Raw genomic sequence first — 18,676 nt, 5'->3', positions numbered from 1 at the left:
GTCAGGGCGGTATTGTGCAACAGATCACCGGGTGCGCGCGCGGATTCCTGTCGGTAAAACGTCACCGGCCGGCTCGACGCGCGGCGCAGGAAAAAGCCTGGCGCTCATATGATCGATAAACACCCGCAGTTTGGCCGAGGCATGCCGGCTCGACGGCCAGAGCATCCAGAAACTGCCGCGATGCTCCAGGTAATCGTCCAGCACCCGCTGCAAGCGGCCCTGCTCGACGGATTCGCGGACCATGAAGTCCGGCAGGCAGGCGATCCCCAGGCCTTCGTGCACCACATGCTTTAGCGACTCGATGGTCGTGCTGACCAGCGGTGCGCGCAGCAACGGCTCGGGCTCACCCGGTAAATGGCGCAACGGCCAGCTCTCCAGCTTGCCGGTGGCGCAGAACTTGTGACGTAGGCAGGCATGATGGTTGAGCTCCGCAGGACAGGCTGGTATGCCGTGTAGGGCGAAATACTGTGGCGATCCCACCAGCACCAATCGATAGTGCCCCAGCAGCCGCGCCGACAGCCGCGAATCCTCAGGCTTGCCGGTGCGCACCACGGCGTCGAAGCCTTCCTCGATCACATCCACCATGCGGTCGGAAAAATCCACGTCCAACTCAATCTCTGGATAGGCCCGCATAAACTCGGTCAGCACCGGCATCAACAGGCCCCTGACCTGCGGCAAGCTGATGCGCAATTTACCACGGGGGGTGGCCGCCGCTTCGGTCAACTCCCGTTCAGCCGCTTCAACCTCGGCCAGGATCCGCCGCGAACGCTCAAGGAACAGCGCACCCTCGGCCGTCAGCGTAATACTGCGGGTGCTGCGGTGAAACAACCGCACCCCCAGGCGCTGCTCCATACGCGCAATGCTTTTGCCCACGGCCGAGGACGACACACCCAGCAAGCGAGCGGCCTGGGTAAAGCTGCGGGTCTCCGCGACCTGCACAAACACCGACATACTGCCCAGGCTATCCATTGTCCCTTCCTGCTGATTACGGACACCACTGTCCGATAAGTTCGGAACCTTAGCCTATTTTTCCGAGCGGTTCAGCCCCCTACTCTGCCCCGATGTCCTGATGCCTTGAATACGGAGCCGAGCCCCATGAATGACTGCAGTACACCGCAATGCCTGCCCAGCCAGCGCGAACGATTGCCCCTGGCGGGTTTGCTGGCGCTGGCCACCGCTGGCTTCATCACCATCCTCACCGAGGCGATGCCCGCAGGCCTGCTGCCCCAGATGAGTACTGGCCTGGGCGTTTCCGAAGCGCTGGTGGGCCAGCTTGTCACGCTGTATGCCCTGGGCTCATTGCTGGCCGCCATCCCGCTGACCATCGCCACCCGTGGTTGGCGCCGCCGCCCCTTGCTGCTGATGGCCATTGGTGGTTTTGCGCTGGTCAACAGTGTCACGGCGCTATCAAGCGTGTATTGGCTGACCCTGGTCGCACGGTTGTTGGCCGGGGTGTTCGCGGGCCTGCTCTGGGCACTGTTGGCGGGGTATGCCAGCCGCATGGTGGCGCCGCACCTGCAGGGCCGGGCGATTGCCGTGGCGATGCTGGGCGCGCCGCTGGCGCTGTCCCTCGGGGTGCCCGCCGGGACCTTCCTTGGCACGGCGGTAGGCTGGCGCTTGAGCTTTGCGATCATGAGCGGGCTGACCGTGCTGCTACTGGTGTGGGTCCGCTGGCAGGTGCCGGATTTTGCCGGGCAACGTGCGCAGCAGCGCCTGGGCTTGCGCCAGGTATTGCACTTGCCGGGGGTGCGCCCGGTGCTCTGGGTGACCTTTACCTACGTGCTGGCGCATAACATTCTGTACACCTATATCGCGCCGTTCCTGATGCCCGCCGGGCTTGGCGCCGACATTGACCAGGTGCTGCTGGTATTTGGCCTGGCCGCGCTGATGGGCATCTGGATCGTCGGCCTGTTGATCGACCGCCTGCTGCAGGGCTTGCTGGTGCTCAGTTGCGCGCTGTTTGCCGCTGCGGCATTGGCCCTGGGGCTGTGGGTCGCCGCTACCGAGGTCGTCTACCTGTCAGTCGCCGTCTGGGGCCTGGCATTTGGCGGCCTGCCCGCCTTGCTGCAAACCGCGCTGGCCAAGGCGGCCGGTGACTCGGCGGATGCCGCCCAGTCGATGCTGGTGACGGTGTGGAACCTGGGGATTGCCGGCGGTGGCCTACTGGGCGGCGTGTTGCTTCAAGGGTGGGGCGTGGTGTCCTTTCCCTGGACCGTTGCCGGCCTGGCCATGCTGGCGTTGATCACGACCCTACAGCTTCGCCGCACCTGACCCACAGGCAAAAAAAGACCCCGGTTTTCAGGCCGGGGTCTTTTTTTGAGGCGGTATCACACGATCAGAAACGCTTGATATCAGCCTTGGCTTCCAGTTCCTTGCGGAACGCTGCGAAGTCTTGCTGGCCGACCCGCGAGGCGAGGAAGCGACGATATTGCTCCTTCTCTTCATCGCTTGGTGCGGCACCTTCGTTGACGCTGTTCAAGCGCACGATCATCAGGCTGCCATCCGGCAGGGTCACGTCGGTAAAGGTCGGTTTGTCCTTCGCCGCCGGCTTGGCCATGCGGAACAGGGCCTGCAGCACGGCAGGCTCAACGCCTTCCTGGCCACGGGTGGCGGCTTCGGTGACTTTCCAGGCCTGGCCATCAACGGCCTTGTCCAGCGCCAGCTTGCCATCGCGCAGGTTGGCGATCAGCTCGTCAGCGTGGGCCTTCGCCGCAGCGCTTGCACGCTCCTTGGTCAACTGGGCACGGATGGCAGTCGCCACGCTGTCCAGTGGCAGTTGCTCCGGCTTGCGGTGCTCCTTGGCGCGCAGGACCACGATGGTTTCCGGATCCAGCTCGATGGCAGTGCTGTTGGCACCCTCATCCAGCACTTCAGGGCTGAAAGCCGCCTGGATCACCGCACGATTGGCCGTGATGCCTTCGCCACCTTCACGGCCAAACGGCGCCGAGGTGTGCACGGTCAGTTTCAGGTCCGATGCCGGCTGGGCCAGGTCGGAAGCCTCAAATGCCGCATCTTCCAGTTGCTTGGTCGCCTCGACGAAGCGCTGCTCCACTTGCTGGGTCTTCAGCTCGCGGGTCAGCTTGTCTTTGAGGCTGGCGAACGAAGGCACTTCTGGCGCCTCAACACCCAACAGCTTGATCAGGTGCCAGCCGAAGCTGGAGCGTACCGGTGCCGAGACCTGATCCTTGTTCAAGGCATACAGGGCGGTTTCAAACTCCGGATCGTAGACGCCAGGGCCTGCAAAACCCAGGTCGCCGCCATTGTTGGCCGAACCTGGATCCTGGGAGAACTCCTTGGCCAGGGCCTCGAAGCTTTCGCCCTTGGCCAGGCGCGCCTGGACGTCTTCGATCTTGGCCTTGGCCTGCGCCTCGGTCACCTTGTCGCTGACTTCGATCAGGATATGCGCGGCACGACGCTGTTCAGCGAGGTTGGCGGTTTCTTTCTCGTACAGGGCCTGCAGTTCATCGTCCTTGACCGTTACCTGGTCAAAGAACGAAGCCTTCTTCAGCTCCAGATAGTCGATGACGACCTGGTCCGGGGTCATGAACTCCTTGGCACGCTGGTCGTAGTAAGCCTTGACCTCGTCGTCGGTGAGCTTCACCGCTGCCGGGTCGGCCTTGATGCTGACGGTGGCAAAATCACGGGTCTGTTTATCCAGACGCGCGAAGTTCAGCACTTCCTGGTCGGTGACGAAACCGCTGCCGGCAATGCCCAAACGCAACTGCTCGATCAGCATTTGCTGCGTCATCATCTGGCGGAATTGCATGCGGCTGTAGCCCGCCTGACGAATCGCCTGGTCGAAACGCTCAGCGTTGAACTTGCCCTCTACCTGGAATTCCGGCATTTGCAGGAGCATTTGGTCCAGGGCCGCTTCCGAGAAGGAGAACTTCGAGTCGGCCGCGCCTTGCAGCAGCAGCTTGCGGTCGATCAGGCCCTTGAGGGCCGCTTCGCGCAGCATTTTTTCATCCAGCAAGGACGCGTCGAAGTCCTTGCCCAGTTGTTGCATCAGTTGCCGACGTTGCGAGTCGACAGCCTGGCTCAGCTCGTTTTGACTGATTTCTTCACCATTGACCTTGGCCGCGTCCTGGCTGTTGGTCGTCGCCTGGAAAATGGCCTCGATACCGGTGAAAGCCATCAATACAACGATGAGCCCGATAATGGTCTTGGCAATCCAGCCTTGTGAATTGTCCCTGATATTCTGCAGCATGCGTCCCCCAGAAACGGTTGAACTTCAAAATTAGGCAACCGTGGAGCGTGGGTAGAATCCGGATAGAAGAAAGGCGCATCCGAGGATGCGCCTTCTCGTAACTGGCGGAACGGACGGGTGTTGAACCCGCCCCCCGGCGTCGCGACCCAATGGATACCTGGGTCAGTTGCCGCTCCGCTGCCAGGCCAGACCTGCGTCCAGCCCGGATAGGCAAAGGCTTGAGCGAAGCTTAGTTAACGGCTTCTTTCAGGGCTTTACCGGCTTTGAAACCTGGTTTCTTGGCAGCAGCGATTTGCAGTGCTTTGCCAGTCTGTGGGTTACGGCCAGTGCGAGCTGGACGATCGGTCACAGAGAAAGTACCGAAACCTACCAGTACCACGGAGTCGCCGGCCTTGAGAGCGCCAGTGACGGATTCGATTACTGCGTCCAGCGCACGGCCAGCAGCGGCTTTCGGGATATCAGCAGATGCGGCGATAGCATCAATCAGTTCCGACTTGTTCACTCTAAGTCCCCTTATATCTATTGAGTATGATTCTAAGTTTTTTGGTGAAAGCAAAAACCAGTGCTGAATGGCCTACAGACACTTAAGAGCCGCTTTATAACAAGGGCTCTAAAAAGCTGTCAAGGAAGCCACCCGGCTTAAACGTATTAATGCGTGCTAATTCTTTCCTTAGAGTCTGTCTCGCGTTTTTCGTCCTTCGCGACTATCTCGGGAGCCACATCCGGCAAGGGCTCCGGCGCGTATTGCAGCGCAATTTGCAGGACCTCGTCAATCCATTTAACCGGTTTAATCTGCAGATCCTGCTTAATGTTGTCAGGAATTTCCTTCAAGTCGCGGACATTCTCTTCCGGAATGATCACGATCTTTATGCCACCACGGTGGGCGGCCAGCAGTTTTTCCTTGAGGCCACCAATGGCCAATACCTGGCCACGCAGGGTGATCTCCCCGGTCATGGCGACATCGGCACGCACCGGGATGCCGGTCAGGGCCGAAACCAGGGCCGTACACATGCCTACGCCAGCGCTGGGGCCGTCTTTGGGGGTAGCCCCTTCCGGCATATGGATGTGAGTGTCGTGCTTCTGGTGGAAGTCCTGGGGGATCCCCAGGCTGCGGGCGCGACTGCGCACCACGGTCTGCGCGGCCGTGATGGACTCGACCATCACATCCCCCAGGGAACCGGTCTTGATCAGTTGCCCCTTGCCCGGAATCACCGCGGCCTCGATCGTCAGCAATTCGCCGCCCACCTGGGTCCACGCCAGGCCAGTCACCTGCCCGACCTGATCCTGCTGCTCGGCCAGGCCGTAGCGGAATTTACGCACGCCCAGGAAGTGTTCCAGGTCATCGGCCGTGACCTTCACCGAGAAGCGTTTTTCCAGGGCATGTTCCTTGACCGCCTTGCGGCAGATCTTCGCCAACTGGCGCTCAAGGCCCCGTACACCGGCCTCGCGGGTGTAGTAACGAATGATGTCGCGGATCGCCTCGACCTCGAATTCGATCTCGCCCTTCTTCAGGCCATTGGCCGCAATCTGCTTGGGCGCGAGGTATTTGACGGCGATATTGATCTTTTCGTCTTCGGTGTAGCCCGGCAGACGAATCACCTCCATCCGGTCCAGCAGGGCGGGTGGAATGTTCATCGAGTTGGAGGTGCACAGGAACATTACATCGGACAGGTCGTAGTCGACTTCCAGGTAATGGTCGTTGAAATTGTGGTTCTGCTCGGGGTCGAGCACTTCCAGCAGGGCCGATGCCGGATCGCCACGCATGTCGCTGCCCATTTTGTCGATTTCATCGAGCAGGAACAGCGGGTTGCGCACGCCAACCTTTGTCATCTTTTGAATCAATCTTCCTGGCATCGAGCCGATATAAGTCCGGCGATGACCACGGATTTCCGCTTCATCACGCACGCCACCCAAGGCCATGCGCACGAATTTACGGTTGGTGGCATTGGCGATCGACTCGGCCAACGAGGTTTTACCCACGCCAGGAGGACCGACCAGGCACAACACCGGGCCACGGATCTTCTTCACGCGCTTCTGCACGGCGAGGTATTCGAGGATACGTTCCTTGACCTCTTCCAGGCCGTAGTGGTCGGCGTCGAGGATATCTTCGGCACGCACCAGGTCCAGGCGCACCTTGGTCTGGGCCTTCCACGGCACCTGCACCAGCCAGTCGATGTAGGAACGAACCACGGTGGCTTCGGCCGACATCGGCGACATTTGCTTGAGTTTGTTCAGCTCGGCAGTGGCTTTGGTCAGCGCGTCTTTAGGTAAGCCTGCGGCATCGATGCGCTTTTTCAGCTCTTCGATTTCATTGTGGCCTTCTTCGCTGTCGCCGAGTTCTTTCTGAATGGCCTTCATCTGCTCATTCAGGTAGTACTCGCGCTGGCTGCGCTCCATCTGTTTCTTGACGCGACCGCGAATGCGCTTCTCGACCTGCAACAGGTCAATCTCGGCATCCAGCAGGGCCAGGACGTGCTCGACCCGGGTCGACAGGTCGATGATTTCGAGGATGTCCTGCTTCTGCTCGATCTTCAGCGCCATGTGCGCGGCCATGGTGTCGACCAGGCGGCTTGGCTCATCGATGCTGTTGAGGGAGGACAGGACTTCAGCCGGGACTTTCTTGCCCAGTTGCACGTATTGCTCGAACTGGGACAGCAGGCTGCGTACAAACACTTCGGACTCGCGCTCCGGCGCATCGACTTCGTCGATCAACGCCACTTCTGCACGCAGGTGGCCATCCACCTCCATGAAGCGCTCGACCGCACCGCGCTGCTCGCCCTCGACCAGCACCTTGACGGTGCCATCCGGCAGCTTGAGCAATTGCAGGACGGTTGCAACGGTGCCGACGCGATACAGGGCGTCTTCGCCTGGATCGTCGTCAGCCGGATTTCTCTGGGCCAACAGCAGGATCTGCTTGTCGCCCGTCATCGCGGCCTCGAGGGCTTCGATAGACTTCTCGCGCCCCACGAACAGCGGGATAACCATGTGCGGATACACAACCACATCGCGCAATGGCAGGAGAGGCAATTCAATGGTTGTCTTCATGATTTCGCCTCTATGACAGATGAAAGTAAGCTTGAAGCCAAGATGGGGGCTGCGTGCAAAAAAAACAAGCTCAATGCTGGCAGTTACACACAGTAAAAATTTCCATGAAAAACAAAGGGGCCCCTAGAGGCCCCTTGTCTGTACCGAAACGGCGAAACGCTTACGCGTCTGGCGCAGCCTTGGCCGCCGGCTCACTGTTTTCGTAGATATACAGTGGCTTGGACTTACCTTCGATAACGCTTTCGTCGATCACCACTTTACTCACCTCGGACTGCGAGGGGATTTCGTACATGGTGTCGAGCAATACGCCTTCGAGAATCGAACGCAAACCGCGTGCACCGGTCTTGCGCTCCAGTGCCCGCTTGGCCACCGATTTGAGCGCGTCAGAACGGAACTCAAGGTCCACGCCTTCCATCTCGAACAGCTTGGCGTATTGCTTGGTCAGGGCGTTTTTCGGCTCGGTGAGGATCTGAATCAGCGCAGCTTCATCCAGCTCGTCCAACGTGGCCAGGACCGGCAGACGGCCAACGAATTCCGGGATCAGACCGAACTTGACCAGATCGTCAGGCTCGACTTCACGCAGGGACTCGCCCACCTTCTTGCCTTCTTCCTTGCTGCGCACTTCTGCACTGAAACCGATGCCGCCACGGGTGGAACGGTTTTGAATAACCTTTTCCAGGCCGGAGAACGCACCGCCACAGATAAACAGGATGTTACGCGTATCAACCTGCAGGAATTCCTGCTGCGGGTGCTTACGGCCGCCTTGAGGCGGTACGGAAGCGACCGTGCCTTCAATCAGCTTGAGCAGGGCTTGCTGCACGCCTTCACCGGAAACATCCCGGGTGATCGACGGGTTGTCGGACTTGCGCGAAATCTTGTCGATTTCATCGATATAGACAATACCCATCTGGGCCTTCTCTACGTCGTAGTCGCACTTCTGCAGCAGTTTCTGAATGATGTTCTCGACATCTTCACCTACGTAACCCGCCTCGGTGAGGGTGGTGGCGTCGGCGATGGTGAACGGAACGTTCAGCAGGCGAGCGAGGGTTTCTGCAAGCAGGGTTTTACCCGAGCCTGTAGGACCGATCAGCAGGATGTTGCTCTTGCCGAGTTCGACCTCATCACCTTTCTTGTCACGCTGGTTCAAGCGCTTGTAGTGGTTGTACACCGCTACGGCCAGAACCTTCTTTGCACGCTCTTGACCAATCACGTACTGGTCAAGGATGCCGCTGATTTCTTTAGGCGAAGGCAATTTATGCGCGCTGCTCTCGGCCTGTGCCTCCTGCACCTCCTCACGGATGATGTCATTGCACAGGTCGACGCACTCGTCGCAGATAAAGACCGAGGGGCCGGCAATCAATTTGCGCACTTCATGCTGGCTTTTGCCACAGAAGGAGCAATAGAGCAGCTTGCCGTTGTCCTCGCCGTTGCGGGTGTCAGTCATTCGTTCGATCCAAATCCGATAGGCTTGCAACACAAGATGAAGGCTTATGCGGGCTTTTTCAAGCCCGCCGGTGGTCGGACATGCCGACCAGCCCTATTTTGAGCTGCTTATATTAAGCGGGGCGCTTGTCGATCACGGCGTCGATCAGCCCGTATTCACGCGCGGCTTCGGCACTCATGAAGTTGTCACGGTTGGTATCGCGCTCGATTTCTTCCAGGGTGTGCCCGCTGTGCTTGGCCATCAGCGTGTTGAGACGCTCGCGGATAAACAGGATTTCCTTGGCGTGGATCTCGATGTCCGACGCCTGGCCCTGGAAACCGCCCAGTGGCTGGTGAATCATCACACGCGAGTTGGGCAGGCAGAAACGCTTGCCTTCGGCACCCGCCGTCAGCAGGAATGCCCCCATGCTGCAGGCCTGACCGATGCACGTGGTGGATACGTTCGGCTTGATGAACTGCATGGTGTCGTAGATCGACATGCCCGCCGTCACCGAACCGCCTGGGGAGTTGATGTAGAGATGGATGTCCTTGTCCGGGTTTTCCGCTTCAAGGAACAGCAGTTGCGCACAGATCAGGTTGGCCATGTAGTCCTCTACCGGACCAACCAGAAAGATCACTCGCTCCTTGAGCAGGCGCGAGTAGATGTCATAGGCGCGTTCGCCACGAGCAGATTGCTCGACAACCATCGGGACCAGGCCGCCTGCGGCCTGGATATCAGAGTTCTGCTGAATATACGAATTACGGAACATGCTCTGCAGTTACTCCCAAATAGTCATGTCTTGAATACGCATAAGCCAGCGCGAGGCTGGCTTATGGGTGTATTTTCAAACGAGTTGGACAATCAGTCGGCTTGTGCTGCTTCTGCCGGCTTGACTGCTTCTTCGTAAGAGACCGCTTTGTCGGTCACCTTAGCCTTCTGCAGAACAGTATCTACAACTTGCTCTTCCAGCACAACCGAACGGACTTCGTTCAGCTGCTGGTCATTCTTGTAGTACCAAGCCACGACCTGCTCAGGCTCCTGGTAGGCCGAAGCCATTTCCTGGATCATTTCGCGAACGCGGTCTTCGTCTGGCTTGAGGTCGAATTGCTTGACCACTTCCGCGACGATCAGGCCCAGCACGACGCGGCGCTTGGCTTGCTCTTCAAACAGCTCGGCCGGCAGTTGATCAGGCTTGATGTTGCCACCGAACTGCTGGACAGCTTGTACGCGCAAGCGATCCACTTCGTTGGACAGCAGGGCCTTGGGCACTTCGATCGGGTTGGCGGCCAGCAGACCGTCCATGACCTGGTTCTTGACCTTGGACTTGATGGCCTGGCGCAGCTCACGCTCCATGTTCTTGCGAACTTCGGTGCGGAAACCTTCGATACCGGTTTCCTTGATACCGAACTGGGCGAAGAACTCTTCGTTCAGCTCTGGCAGCTTAGGCTCGGAAACGCTGTTGACGGTCACGGTGAACTCGGCGGCTTTGCCAGCCAGGTCCAGGTTCTGGTAGTCCGCCGGGAACGTCAGGTTCAGAACGCGCTCTTCGCCGGCCTTAGCGCCAACCAGACCGTCTTCAAAACCCGGGATCATGCGGTTGGAGCCCAGTACCAACTGGGTGCCCTTGGCCGAACCACCGGCGAAGACTTCGCCGTCAACCTTGCCCACGAAATCGATATTCAGCTGGTCTTCGTTCTGGGCAGCGCGATCGGCCACTTCAAAACGGGTGTTCTGCTTGCGCAGGATTTCCAGCATATTGTCCAGGTCGGCATCAGCCACTTCGGCGCTCAGGCGCTCGATTTCGATACCGTCGAAGCCTGCCACGGTGAACTCTGGGAACACCTCGAATACGGCAACGTATTCCAGGTCCTTGCCCGCTTCCAGGGACTTGGGCTCGATCGAAGGCGAGCCTGCCGGGTTCAGCTTTTGCTCGACAACGGCTTCGTAGAAGGAAGCCTGGATCACATCACCTACAGCATCTTGACGTGCGTCAGCACCAAAACGGCGCTTGATTTCGCTCATCGGCACTTTGCCTGGACGGAAACCAGCGATCTTGGCCTTCTGGGCAGTCTGCTGCAGACGCTTGTTGACCGCGGTCTCGATGCGCTCTGCCGGCACGGTGATGCTCATGCGGCGCTCGATAGCAGTAGTATTTTCAACAGAAACTTGCATGGATATTCCTCGTTGCACAGACGTTAGCCGGCCGTTTCCGACCCAAGAATCAAGGGCATGCATTCTAGTGGGTCAAACTCAAGAAGTCACCCTACTGAAAACGGGTTAAAAAACAGCAGGCATTTTACAGGTACGAATGCACGAATGCTCCTCGCCCCAGTGACAAATACAGCCCATCACGCCAGGGCTCTGTGCCGCCCCTTCTATATATAGAAGAAACCAGCAACTTCCTCCCTGGCAGCCAACCCTGCACGCAAGGCCGGCGGGTAGTTCGGCATCATCGAGAAACAAAAATACGACGAAACGCCCTACCCCTGCGACCCGGAGCCGCAAACCGCTAAAACAAAAAAGGCGCCAGACTGTTAAATCTGGCGCCTTTCGGAATATGGGGTGGACGAAGGGGATCGAACCCTCGACAACGGGAGTCACAATCCCGTGCTCTACCAACTGAGCTACGCCCACCATATTGCGTGACAAAGAAGCCAATCGCCTTCTCTGTTGAGCACCAACCCAGCCCATGGCAAGGGTGACGCTGTATTTGGTGCGGATGAAGAGACTCGAACTCTTACGCCTCGCGGCGCTGGAACCTAAATCCAGTGTGTCTACCAATTCCACCACATCCGCGGCTTGAAGCTTTTAAAACAAAGGCGCCAGACCGTTAAATCTGGCGCCTTTTCAAATATGGGGTGGACGAAGGGGATCGAACCCTCGACAACGGGAGTCACAATCCCGTGCTCTACCAACTGAGCTACGCCCACCATCTTGCGCTACTTGTGCCAAAGCTGCCTAATGGCGCACCCGGCAGGACTCGAACCTGCGACCATCCGCTTAGAAGGCGGATGCTCTATCCAGCTGAGCTACGGGCGCCTGATTAATCTGTACTCTTGGAGGACTACAAACTAAATGCTTCCAGCCTTACACAATAAAACAGCCATTGCGCTCGACCTTCTTAACCAGTGCTAGGCTGTGCCCGACAAGTGCGACGAATAGTATAGACGCCCCCAGGGGCCGTCAAATCTTTTTTGAAAAAAATTCATTTTATTTAAGGGGTTAGGGGAATTTACAGACCAAGCGCCTTTGCCCTCACGTCCTGGCGTGCGAGAATGCGCGCACTTTTCCTCCCCCTCTCGATGGTTAATCACGCGTAATGACTGCACAACTTATCGACGGCAAATCAATCGCCGCCAGCCTGCGCCAGCAGATCGCCAAACGTGTCGCCGAGCGTCGCAAGCTTGGGCTGCGCACGCCGGGGCTCGCGGTGATCCTGGTCGGCAGCGATCCCGCCTCCCAGGTTTATGTCTCGCACAAGCGTAAAGACTGTGAAGAGGTCGGCTTTATTTCCAAGGCCTACGACTTGCCTTGCGACACCACCCAACAGGCCCTGACCGACCTGATCGACGGCCTCAACGACGACCCGAACATCGACGGCATCCTCCTGCAATTGCCACTGCCGGAGCATCTGGATGCCTCCCTGCTGCTGGAGCGTATCCGCCCCGACAAAGACGTCGACGGTTTCCACCCTTACAACGTCGGTCGCCTGGCCCAGCGCATTCCCCTGCTACGCCCCTGTACACCGAAGGGCATCATGACCCTGCTGGAAAGCACCGGCGTGAACCTGTACGGCCTGGATGCCGTGGTCGTGGGCGCGTCCAACATTGTTGGCCGCCCGATGGCCATGGAGTTGCTGCTGGCCGGCTGCACCGTGACCGTCACCCACCGCTTCACCCAGGACCTGGCGGGCCACGTTGGCCGCGCCGACCTGGTAGTGGTCGCCGCCGGCAAGCCGGGCCTGGTCAAGGGTGAGTGGATCAAGGAAGGCGCGATCGTGATCGATGTCGGCATCAACCGTCAGGACGACGGCAAATTGGTCGGTGATGTAGTGTACGAAACCGCCCTGCCCCGCGCCGGCTGGATTACCCCGGTACCGGGCGGTGTAGGCCCGATGACCCGTGCCTGCCTGCTGGAAAATACGCTGTACGCGGCTGAAACCCTGCATAGCTGAGACCTTAGGACGCAATGCTGCTCGCTTAAGCCTTCGAGATTACGCCGGGGCTCTCAAGAAATCCGCAGCCAGATCTCTGGCTGCGGATTTTTTAGGCCTGTTCAATAGCCTCTGCTCAAGCCTGGTGACGTACACCCACCTTGGCCGTCACAGCCAAGCAATAGCCGCAACTTGCACAGTACGCTGCGCTTTTCCGAGAATGAAGCCCCCATAACCCTATAGTGGTTAGCGTCATACTTCCTCCTCAAGGCCTACCACAAGCAGGCACAGGCCATGTCAGACCTTGAAGCGCGCCACTAAGCGATTCAGTTCAATCGCCAGGCCGGCCATCTCACCACAGGCGCTGGCGGTCTGACTGGCGCCCGCCGAGCTCTGGACTGATAGTTCGCGGATACTGGTCAGGTTTTGATCGGCCTCGCGGGCCACCTGTGCCTGCTCTTCCGAGGCGGTGGCGATCAACAGGTTGCGCTCGTTTATCTGGGTGATGGCCTCGGCGATCTGCTTAAGCGACAGGTCGGCGCTCTGCGCCACGGAGATTGAGCTGCTGGCCATCTGAGCACTGACGCTCATGGCACTCACTGCGTGGGTCGAATCGCTCTGAATCGCGCTGATCATCTGTTCGATTTCCTGGGTCGACTGCTGGGTGCGGTGGGCCAGGGCCCGCACTTCATCAGCAACCACCGCAAACCCACGACCTTGCTCGCCGGCGCGGGCGGCTTCAATGGCTGCGTTCAGCGCCAGCAGGTTGGTCTGCTCGGCAATCGCGCGAATGACCTCGACCACCTTGCTGATGTCCTGGGCCCTGCCGGACAAGGCCTTGACTTGATCCCCAGTACTCGCCACGTTGCTGGCCAGACTTTCGATGGCTTTGAGGGTCTGCGCCACGTTCTCGATACCCGAGTGGGTGAATGCCATGGACTCTCGCGAAGATTGGGCGGCGGCTTCGGCGTTGCGTGCCACCTCGTCCACCGCAGCGCTCATTTCGGTCACCGCGGTGGCGGCCTGATTGACTTCATCGTTCTGCCGCACCAGCCCACGGCTGGCATCTTCGGTCACAGCGGTCATTTCTTCAGAGGCCGACGCCAGTTGGGTGGCAGAGTCAGCGATACTGGCGATGGTTTCCCGCAGGTTGCTCTGCATCTTCGCCAAGGCAGCCAGCAGGCGGCCGGCTTCATCGCGACCACTGACCCCAATCTCCCGGGACAGGTCGCTACCGGCAATGCGCTCGGCCACGGCCAGGGCATCGCTGATAGGCGAGGTAATGCTACGGGTCAACACCGTAGCCAGTACTACGGTGAGCATTACGGTCACCACCAGCAGGCCAATCACCAACGTTACGCCGTTGCTGTAGATCGAGGCGGCATCCAGGCCTGCACGCTTCGCACCCTCCTCGTTAAAGGCCGAGAGTTTGTCCATCTTTTCCTGCAGGGCGTTGGTCATCGGGCTGATGCGGGTATTGATCAGGCTAATGGCTGCGGCGTTGTCGCCACTTCGCAGCAACGGTTCCAGCTCATCCACTAGCTTGAAATACTGCTGCACATCGGTGGCCACCGCCTGGTAGAGCTCACGCTCTGCCGGCCCGGTAATCAAGGGGACGTAATTGCTGATGGTGCCCTGTAGCGTACTACGGTAGCCACCCAACGAAGCGATGCGCGTTTGGCGCACTTGCTCGTCGGTAGTCACAGTGATGCGGATGCTTTCAAGACGCAGGCGCAAGACACCTGCCTGCATCTTGCCGATCTCACGGATGCTCGCCATCCAATTAGTTTCGACATCCTGCTCCGCGTCTCGAAGCTTGTCCATTTGCATCAAGGCGACAATGCCCAGAGCAAAAACCACCAGGACAATGAGCGAGAAGAAGATGGCAGACCTTGGAGCAAGGTTTATAGTCCTGACGTTCATTTTTTATCTCTCTTAGAAAGGTCGGTACGTCACTGCTGTCATTCCAGGCTATCGACCAAGATGCCCGAAGCTGTAAGCAACCCAACAATTTGGTTAGCGCAGCCTCTAGCAAGGCATCGTCAATACCTGCCCTCTTCATCTGCAACACACTTGTTTACGCCTGCGCGACTCAGTGCCCCGCCACCTTGGGTCGGATACCGCCCGAAAATGGGCGCAGCCTCGGCAACGTGCATCAGTAAAGTTGAACAACGCCGCTGCCGCCTTGATTTTTTCTGACATGAGAACCTGAAATCCACAAGCGGGACCAGCAAGCCTGAATAATTGATATCATTTAGATATCAATCTAGTTCAGGCACTGTCATAAAACCGTTCCGTTGGCGTGTTTTTTTAGCCCGCTCGATAGCAGGTGTGATGGACGACACCGTAGCGCTACACCCATCATCGCCTTACAGCCTTTATTTAAAGGCTCTCTATCGCTTTCTGATCCATACTCCTAAAATGTAACGTCATTTTTCATAAAACCGGTCGCCCCCGGTATTTTTCTATCTTTTAGCGAGTTCATCCGCGTGAAAATTCATCTCTCTCTTGTCAGCCTGTTCTTCGCATTCGCAGGCACTGTCGCCAACGCCAGCGAAACCACCCTGGCCCCACGGGACACCTCGCAACTGCACATCGCCTCGGGCAGCGCGATGCTGGTCGACCTGCAAACCAACAAGGTGATCTACGCCAGCAACCCCGACGTGGTGGTGCCGATTGCCTCCGTCACCAAGTTGATGACCGGTATGGTGGTGCTGGACGCCAAGCAGAATATGGATGAGTACATCTCTATCAACATCAGTGACACCCCGGAAATGAAAGGGGTGTTCTCGCGGGTCAAGCTCAACAGTGAGATGCCGCGCAAGGAGATGTTGCTGATCACCCTGATGTCCTCGGAAAACCGTGCCGCCGCCAGCCTGGCCCACCATTATCCGGGCGGCTATGCGGCGTTTATTGCTGCGATGAACGCCAAGGCCAAGGCCTTGGGCATGACCAGCACCCGCTATGTCGAACCCACCGGCCTGTCGATCCATAACGTGTCCACCGCCCGTGACTTGAGCAAGCTGGTGCAGGCCGCACGCAAGTACCCAATGCTCACGCAATTGAGCACCACCAAGGAAAAAACCGTGTCGTTCCGCAAGCCCAGCTACACCCTGGGTTTTTCCAACACCGATCACCTGGTCAACCGGGCCAATTGGGATATCAAGCTGACCAAGACCGGTTTCACCAACCAGGCCGGCCACTGCCTGGTGCTGGTGACCAGCATGGGCAATCGCCCGGTGTCGTTGGTGATCCTCGATGCCTTCGGCAAGTTCACGCACTTTGCCGATGCCAGCCGCATTCGCAAGTGGATTGAAACCGGCAAGAGCGGCTCGGTGCCGGACGTGGCCCTGCAATACAAGGCTGACAAGAACCTCAAGGCCCGCCAGACCGGGGTCGCCCAGTCGCGCTAAGACACCACTGACCGGCACAAAAAACGGCGCTCTCGGGCGCCGTTTGCATTAGGGCTGCTTCGGCCTTTCGGCCATCACTTTGAGCGCCTGGGCCGCCGCTTGCTCCTGGCCGGCCTGGGCCGTTGCGTTGGCCGCCTGCTGCCAGCGCGCCGCATCCAGATTGGCCGGCAACTGGCTTGGCCGCTGGACCAGCACCGCCCATTGCCCGGCGCTTTTCCAAGCGGACGCGAAGTCGCTGAACGCCACTGCGCGGCGCCGGTCCCTGGCCACTCGCAACACCACTGTACTGTTCTGCTGGTTAAAGCCCACCAGCACCGCATAGCGCGGTTCGGCCCAGAGCGTCGAGCCTTCGGTAATCCGCAACATCACCGGGTACCCCGCCGCCACCTGCGCCAACAGCGCGGTCAGCTTGGCATCCAGCGGATACACCAGCATCCCGTACTCCCGCGCCAGTGCCTGCATATTGCGCTCAAGGTCAGCTTCCCCGCCCGGCAGGCGCAATGGCTTATCCAGCAAGCCTGGTGTAATCACAATGCCTTGTTGCGACAGCATGCTGGCCAGGGCTGCCGGACCACCCTGGTAGGTGTCACCGCGAAACGCCGGCACGCCGTTGAGCTCTACCCGCTCGGGCAAGCCCTGGATTTTCGAGGATGTGGGGTGCCCGGCACACGCGGCCAATCCGAGGATGCACGCTGCCGCCAGCAAGGATTTTTTGAGGTTCGACCGTAAACGCAACTTCTTCACTCTCTTGATCATCTGCGGGCTGGGGCGTTGATCATAGGGCGCTCGCGGACGCGGGTATAGCCTTGGGCCGCAGTAAAAAACCCGGTATAGAGCAAACAAGTTGGACATACACGACCATTGGTCAATAGCACGCAGCCGCTTGGCGGTTAGACTGTCCATTGCAAAGACCGTATGTGCCCTGCACAGGGCAAAGGAGGCACTTATGAGCCTGACAACCACGATTTTCCTGCTGGTACTTGGCTGGCTGACCGTCGCCAGCGCCATGTTGTGGGGGGTGCTGCGTGTGACCCGCCGCCGCCATCCACCGCCCAAGGCCGCGACGCGCGCCAAGGCCCGCAAGCCGGTCGCGCATCACGCCTAAGCCACTCCAGGAGCCGGAAAACTGGCGCCTACCGATCTAGGCCGCAGGCTTACGGGCCACGGCCGCCGACGCCGCCACCATCGCCCGCAGCAGCACCGCACACCCCGCCGCCAGGTCATCCGGGGCGGCGTTTTCGATTTCGTTATGGCTGATCCCGCCTTCACAGGGCACGAATATCATGCCCGCCGGCCCCAGCTCGGCGACGAAAATGGCGTCGTGCCCGGCACCACTGACGATATCCATGTTGGACAACCCCAAGCCATTGGCCGCCTCGCGCACGGCATCGACACAGCCCTTGTCGAAATACAGCGGCGGGAAATCGGCGGTAGGCACCATCTCGAAGGTCAACCCGTGCTTGGCGCAGGTCTCGTCAATCACCTGGCGCACCTGGGCAATCATCGAATCCAGGCGCGCCGGCTCCAGGTGGCGAAAATCCAGGGTCATGCGCACTTCACCGGGGATCACATTGCGCGAGCCGGGGTAGGCTTGCAGGCACCCCACCGTGCCACAGGCATGGGGCTGATGGCCCAGTGCAGCGGCGTTGACCGCGGCAACCACCGCCGAGGCGCCCACCAGGGCGTCCTTGCGCAGGTGCATCGGGGTCGGGCCGGCATGGGCCTCGACGCCGCGCAGGGTCAGGTCGAACCATTTCTGGCCGAGGGCCCCCAGCACCACGCCGATGGTTTTGCGTTGATCTTCAAGGATCGGACCTTGTTCGATATGCGCTTCAAAGTAAGCCCCGACCGGATGCCCACTGACCGGCCGGGTGCCCGCATAGCCAATCGCATTCAGCGCAGCGCCCACCGTGACACCCTCGGCGTCAGTCTTGGCCAGGGTGTCTTCCAGGGTGAATTTCTCGGCGAACACCCCGGAGCCCATCATGCACGGCGGGAAGCGCGAGCCTTCCTCGTTGGTCCACACCACCACCTCCAGCGGCGCTTCGGTCTGCACGTTCAGATCATTAAGGGTGCGCAGCACTTCCACCCCCGCCAACACCCCGAAGCAGCCATCGAACTTGCCGCCCGTGGGCTGGGTATCGATATGGCTACCGGTCATCACCGGCGGCAATGCCGGATTGCGCCCCGGGCGACGGGCGAAGATATTGCCCACGCCATCGATGGTCACCGTGCACCCCGCCGCCTCGCACCACTGCACAAACAGATCGCGGGCCTGGCGGTCCAGGTCGGTCAGGGCCAGGCGGCACACCCCGCCCTTGGGCGTCGCGCCAAGCTGGGCGAGGTCCATCAACGACTGCCACAGGCGGTCGCGATTGATGTGCTGATGGGTGGATTGCAGAACGTCGATGGCAGCGTTCATAGGGATCTCCTCA

Annotated in this window: 14 protein-coding genes and 4 tRNA genes; 4 read left to right on the top strand and 14 right to left on the bottom strand. The window is 59.4% G+C overall.

The features are described 5' to 3' along the window. Positions 1-24: 24 nt before the first annotated feature. Positions 25-969, bottom strand: coding sequence for a LysR family transcriptional regulator (locus BLL38_RS11195; RefSeq protein ID WP_076962630.1), 945 nt, complete (start codon positions 967-969; stop codon positions 25-27). Positions 970-1,095: 126 nt separating this feature from the next. Here BLL38_RS11195 and BLL38_RS11190 point away from each other — a divergent pair, with 126 nt between their 5' ends. Then, positions 1,096-2,271: an MFS transporter gene (locus BLL38_RS11190; protein WP_076962629.1), complete on the top strand. Its 1,176-nt coding sequence runs from the start codon at positions 1,096-1,098 to the stop codon at positions 2,269-2,271. Positions 2,272-2,335: 64 nt separating this feature from the next. Here BLL38_RS11190 and BLL38_RS11185 read toward each other — a convergent pair whose 3' ends face one another. The 10 genes from BLL38_RS11185 to BLL38_RS11140 form a co-directional block, all read right to left on the bottom strand. After that, a complete protein-coding gene (locus BLL38_RS11185) occupies positions 2,336-4,207 on the bottom strand; it encodes a SurA N-terminal domain-containing protein (RefSeq protein ID WP_076962628.1) in 1,872 nt (623 codons plus the stop codon). 229 nt (positions 4,208-4,436) lie between these two features. Next, complete coding sequence (locus BLL38_RS11180; protein ID WP_003174819.1) at positions 4,437-4,709, bottom strand: HU family DNA-binding protein; 273 nt, start codon at positions 4,707-4,709, stop codon at positions 4,437-4,439. 146 nt (positions 4,710-4,855) lie between these two features. Continuing rightward, positions 4,856-7,252, bottom strand: coding sequence for an endopeptidase La (gene lon / locus BLL38_RS11175; protein ID WP_076962627.1), 2,397 nt, complete (start codon positions 7,250-7,252; stop codon positions 4,856-4,858). 160 nt (positions 7,253-7,412) lie between these two features. Then, the gene (gene clpX / locus BLL38_RS11170; RefSeq protein ID WP_076962626.1) at positions 7,413-8,696 is read right to left on the bottom strand and encodes an ATP-dependent Clp protease ATP-binding subunit ClpX; all 1,284 of its coding nucleotides are present in this window, start codon (positions 8,694-8,696) and stop codon (positions 7,413-7,415) included. A gap of 112 nt (positions 8,697-8,808) precedes the next feature. Beyond that, positions 8,809-9,444, bottom strand: a complete 636-nt coding sequence (clpP, locus tag BLL38_RS11165; protein ID WP_029298421.1) for an ATP-dependent Clp endopeptidase proteolytic subunit ClpP — start codon at positions 9,442-9,444, stop codon at positions 8,809-8,811. Positions 9,445-9,536: 92 nt separating this feature from the next. Beyond that, on the bottom strand, positions 9,537-10,847 hold the full coding sequence (gene tig, locus BLL38_RS11160; protein ID WP_076962625.1) for a trigger factor: 1,311 nt from the start codon (positions 10,845-10,847) through the stop codon (positions 9,537-9,539). A 386-nt stretch (positions 10,848-11,233) separates the two neighbouring features. Continuing rightward, positions 11,234-11,309 (bottom strand) — tRNA-His (locus BLL38_RS11155). 77 nt (positions 11,310-11,386) lie between these two features. Beyond that, positions 11,387-11,471, bottom strand: a tRNA-Leu gene (locus BLL38_RS11150). Positions 11,472-11,529: 58 nt separating this feature from the next. Continuing rightward, a tRNA-His gene (locus BLL38_RS11145) sits at positions 11,530-11,605 on the bottom strand. Between the two features lie 32 nt (positions 11,606-11,637). Further along, positions 11,638-11,714, bottom strand: a tRNA-Arg gene (locus BLL38_RS11140). Positions 11,715-11,994: 280 nt separating this feature from the next. On the opposite strand from BLL38_RS11140, the gene folD reads away from it, so the two are divergent. After that, positions 11,995-12,849: a bifunctional methylenetetrahydrofolate dehydrogenase/methenyltetrahydrofolate cyclohydrolase FolD gene (folD, locus tag BLL38_RS11135; protein WP_076962624.1), complete on the top strand. Its 855-nt coding sequence runs from the start codon at positions 11,995-11,997 to the stop codon at positions 12,847-12,849. Positions 12,850-13,125: 276 nt separating this feature from the next. Here folD and BLL38_RS11130 read toward each other — a convergent pair whose 3' ends face one another. Beyond that, a complete protein-coding gene (locus tag BLL38_RS11130; RefSeq protein ID WP_076962623.1) occupies positions 13,126-14,751 on the bottom strand; it encodes a methyl-accepting chemotaxis protein in 1,626 nt (541 codons plus the stop codon). 566 nt (positions 14,752-15,317) lie between these two features. On the opposite strand from BLL38_RS11130, the gene pbpG reads away from it, so the two are divergent. Then, positions 15,318-16,241, top strand: coding sequence for a D-alanyl-D-alanine endopeptidase (gene pbpG, locus BLL38_RS11125; protein ID WP_076962622.1), 924 nt, complete (start codon positions 15,318-15,320; stop codon positions 16,239-16,241). 48 nt (positions 16,242-16,289) lie between these two features. On the opposite strand, the gene BLL38_RS11120 is transcribed toward pbpG, so the two are convergent. After that, a complete protein-coding gene (locus BLL38_RS11120; RefSeq protein WP_076962661.1) occupies positions 16,290-16,976 on the bottom strand; it encodes a hypothetical protein in 687 nt (228 codons plus the stop codon). A 211-nt stretch (positions 16,977-17,187) separates the two neighbouring features. Between BLL38_RS11120 and BLL38_RS31105 the strand changes: the two genes are divergently transcribed. Further along, positions 17,188-17,346, top strand: a complete 159-nt coding sequence (locus tag BLL38_RS31105) for a hypothetical protein (protein WP_162843712.1) — start codon at positions 17,188-17,190, stop codon at positions 17,344-17,346. A 36-nt stretch (positions 17,347-17,382) separates the two neighbouring features. On the opposite strand, the gene BLL38_RS11115 is transcribed toward BLL38_RS31105, so the two are convergent. Continuing rightward, positions 17,383-18,663, bottom strand: a complete 1,281-nt coding sequence (locus BLL38_RS11115) for a Zn-dependent hydrolase (protein WP_076962621.1) — start codon at positions 18,661-18,663, stop codon at positions 17,383-17,385. Positions 18,664-18,676 lie beyond the last annotated feature (13 nt).

The sequence above is a fragment of the Pseudomonas gessardii genome, assembly GCF_001983165.1.
GTDB lineage: Bacteria > Pseudomonadota > Gammaproteobacteria > Pseudomonadales > Pseudomonadaceae > Aquipseudomonas > Aquipseudomonas gessardii.
This window is presented reverse-complemented; position numbering and strand designations above follow the sequence as displayed.

Excerpts from the sequence above, each read along its gene's own strand:
- BLL38_RS11195 (WP_076962630.1), bottom strand. The coding sequence starts at position 969 with ATGGATAGCCTGGGCAGTATGTCGGTGTTTGTGCAGGTCGCGGAGACC.
- BLL38_RS11190 (WP_076962629.1), top strand. The coding sequence starts at position 1,096 with ATGAATGACTGCAGTACACCGCAATGCCTGCCCAGCCAGCGCGAACGA.
- BLL38_RS11185 (WP_076962628.1), bottom strand. The coding sequence starts at position 4,207 with ATGCTGCAGAATATCAGGGACAATTCACAAGGCTGGATTGCCAAGACC.
- lon (WP_076962627.1), bottom strand. The coding sequence starts at position 7,252 with ATGAAGACAACCATTGAATTGCCTCTCCTGCCATTGCGCGATGTGGTT.
- clpX (WP_076962626.1), bottom strand. The coding sequence starts at position 8,696 with ATGACTGACACCCGCAACGGCGAGGACAACGGCAAGCTGCTCTATTGC.
- clpP (WP_029298421.1), bottom strand. The coding sequence starts at position 9,444 with ATGTTCCGTAATTCGTATATTCAGCAGAACTCTGATATCCAGGCCGCA.
- tig (WP_076962625.1), bottom strand. The coding sequence starts at position 10,847 with ATGCAAGTTTCTGTTGAAAATACTACTGCTATCGAGCGCCGCATGAGC.
- folD (WP_076962624.1), top strand. The coding sequence starts at position 11,995 with ATGACTGCACAACTTATCGACGGCAAATCAATCGCCGCCAGCCTGCGC.
- BLL38_RS11130 (WP_076962623.1), bottom strand. The coding sequence starts at position 14,751 with ATGAACGTCAGGACTATAAACCTTGCTCCAAGGTCTGCCATCTTCTTC.
- BLL38_RS31105 (WP_162843712.1), top strand. The coding sequence starts at position 17,188 with ATGAGCCTGACAACCACGATTTTCCTGCTGGTACTTGGCTGGCTGACC.
- BLL38_RS11115 (WP_076962621.1), bottom strand. The coding sequence starts at position 18,663 with ATGAACGCTGCCATCGACGTTCTGCAATCCACCCATCAGCACATCAAT.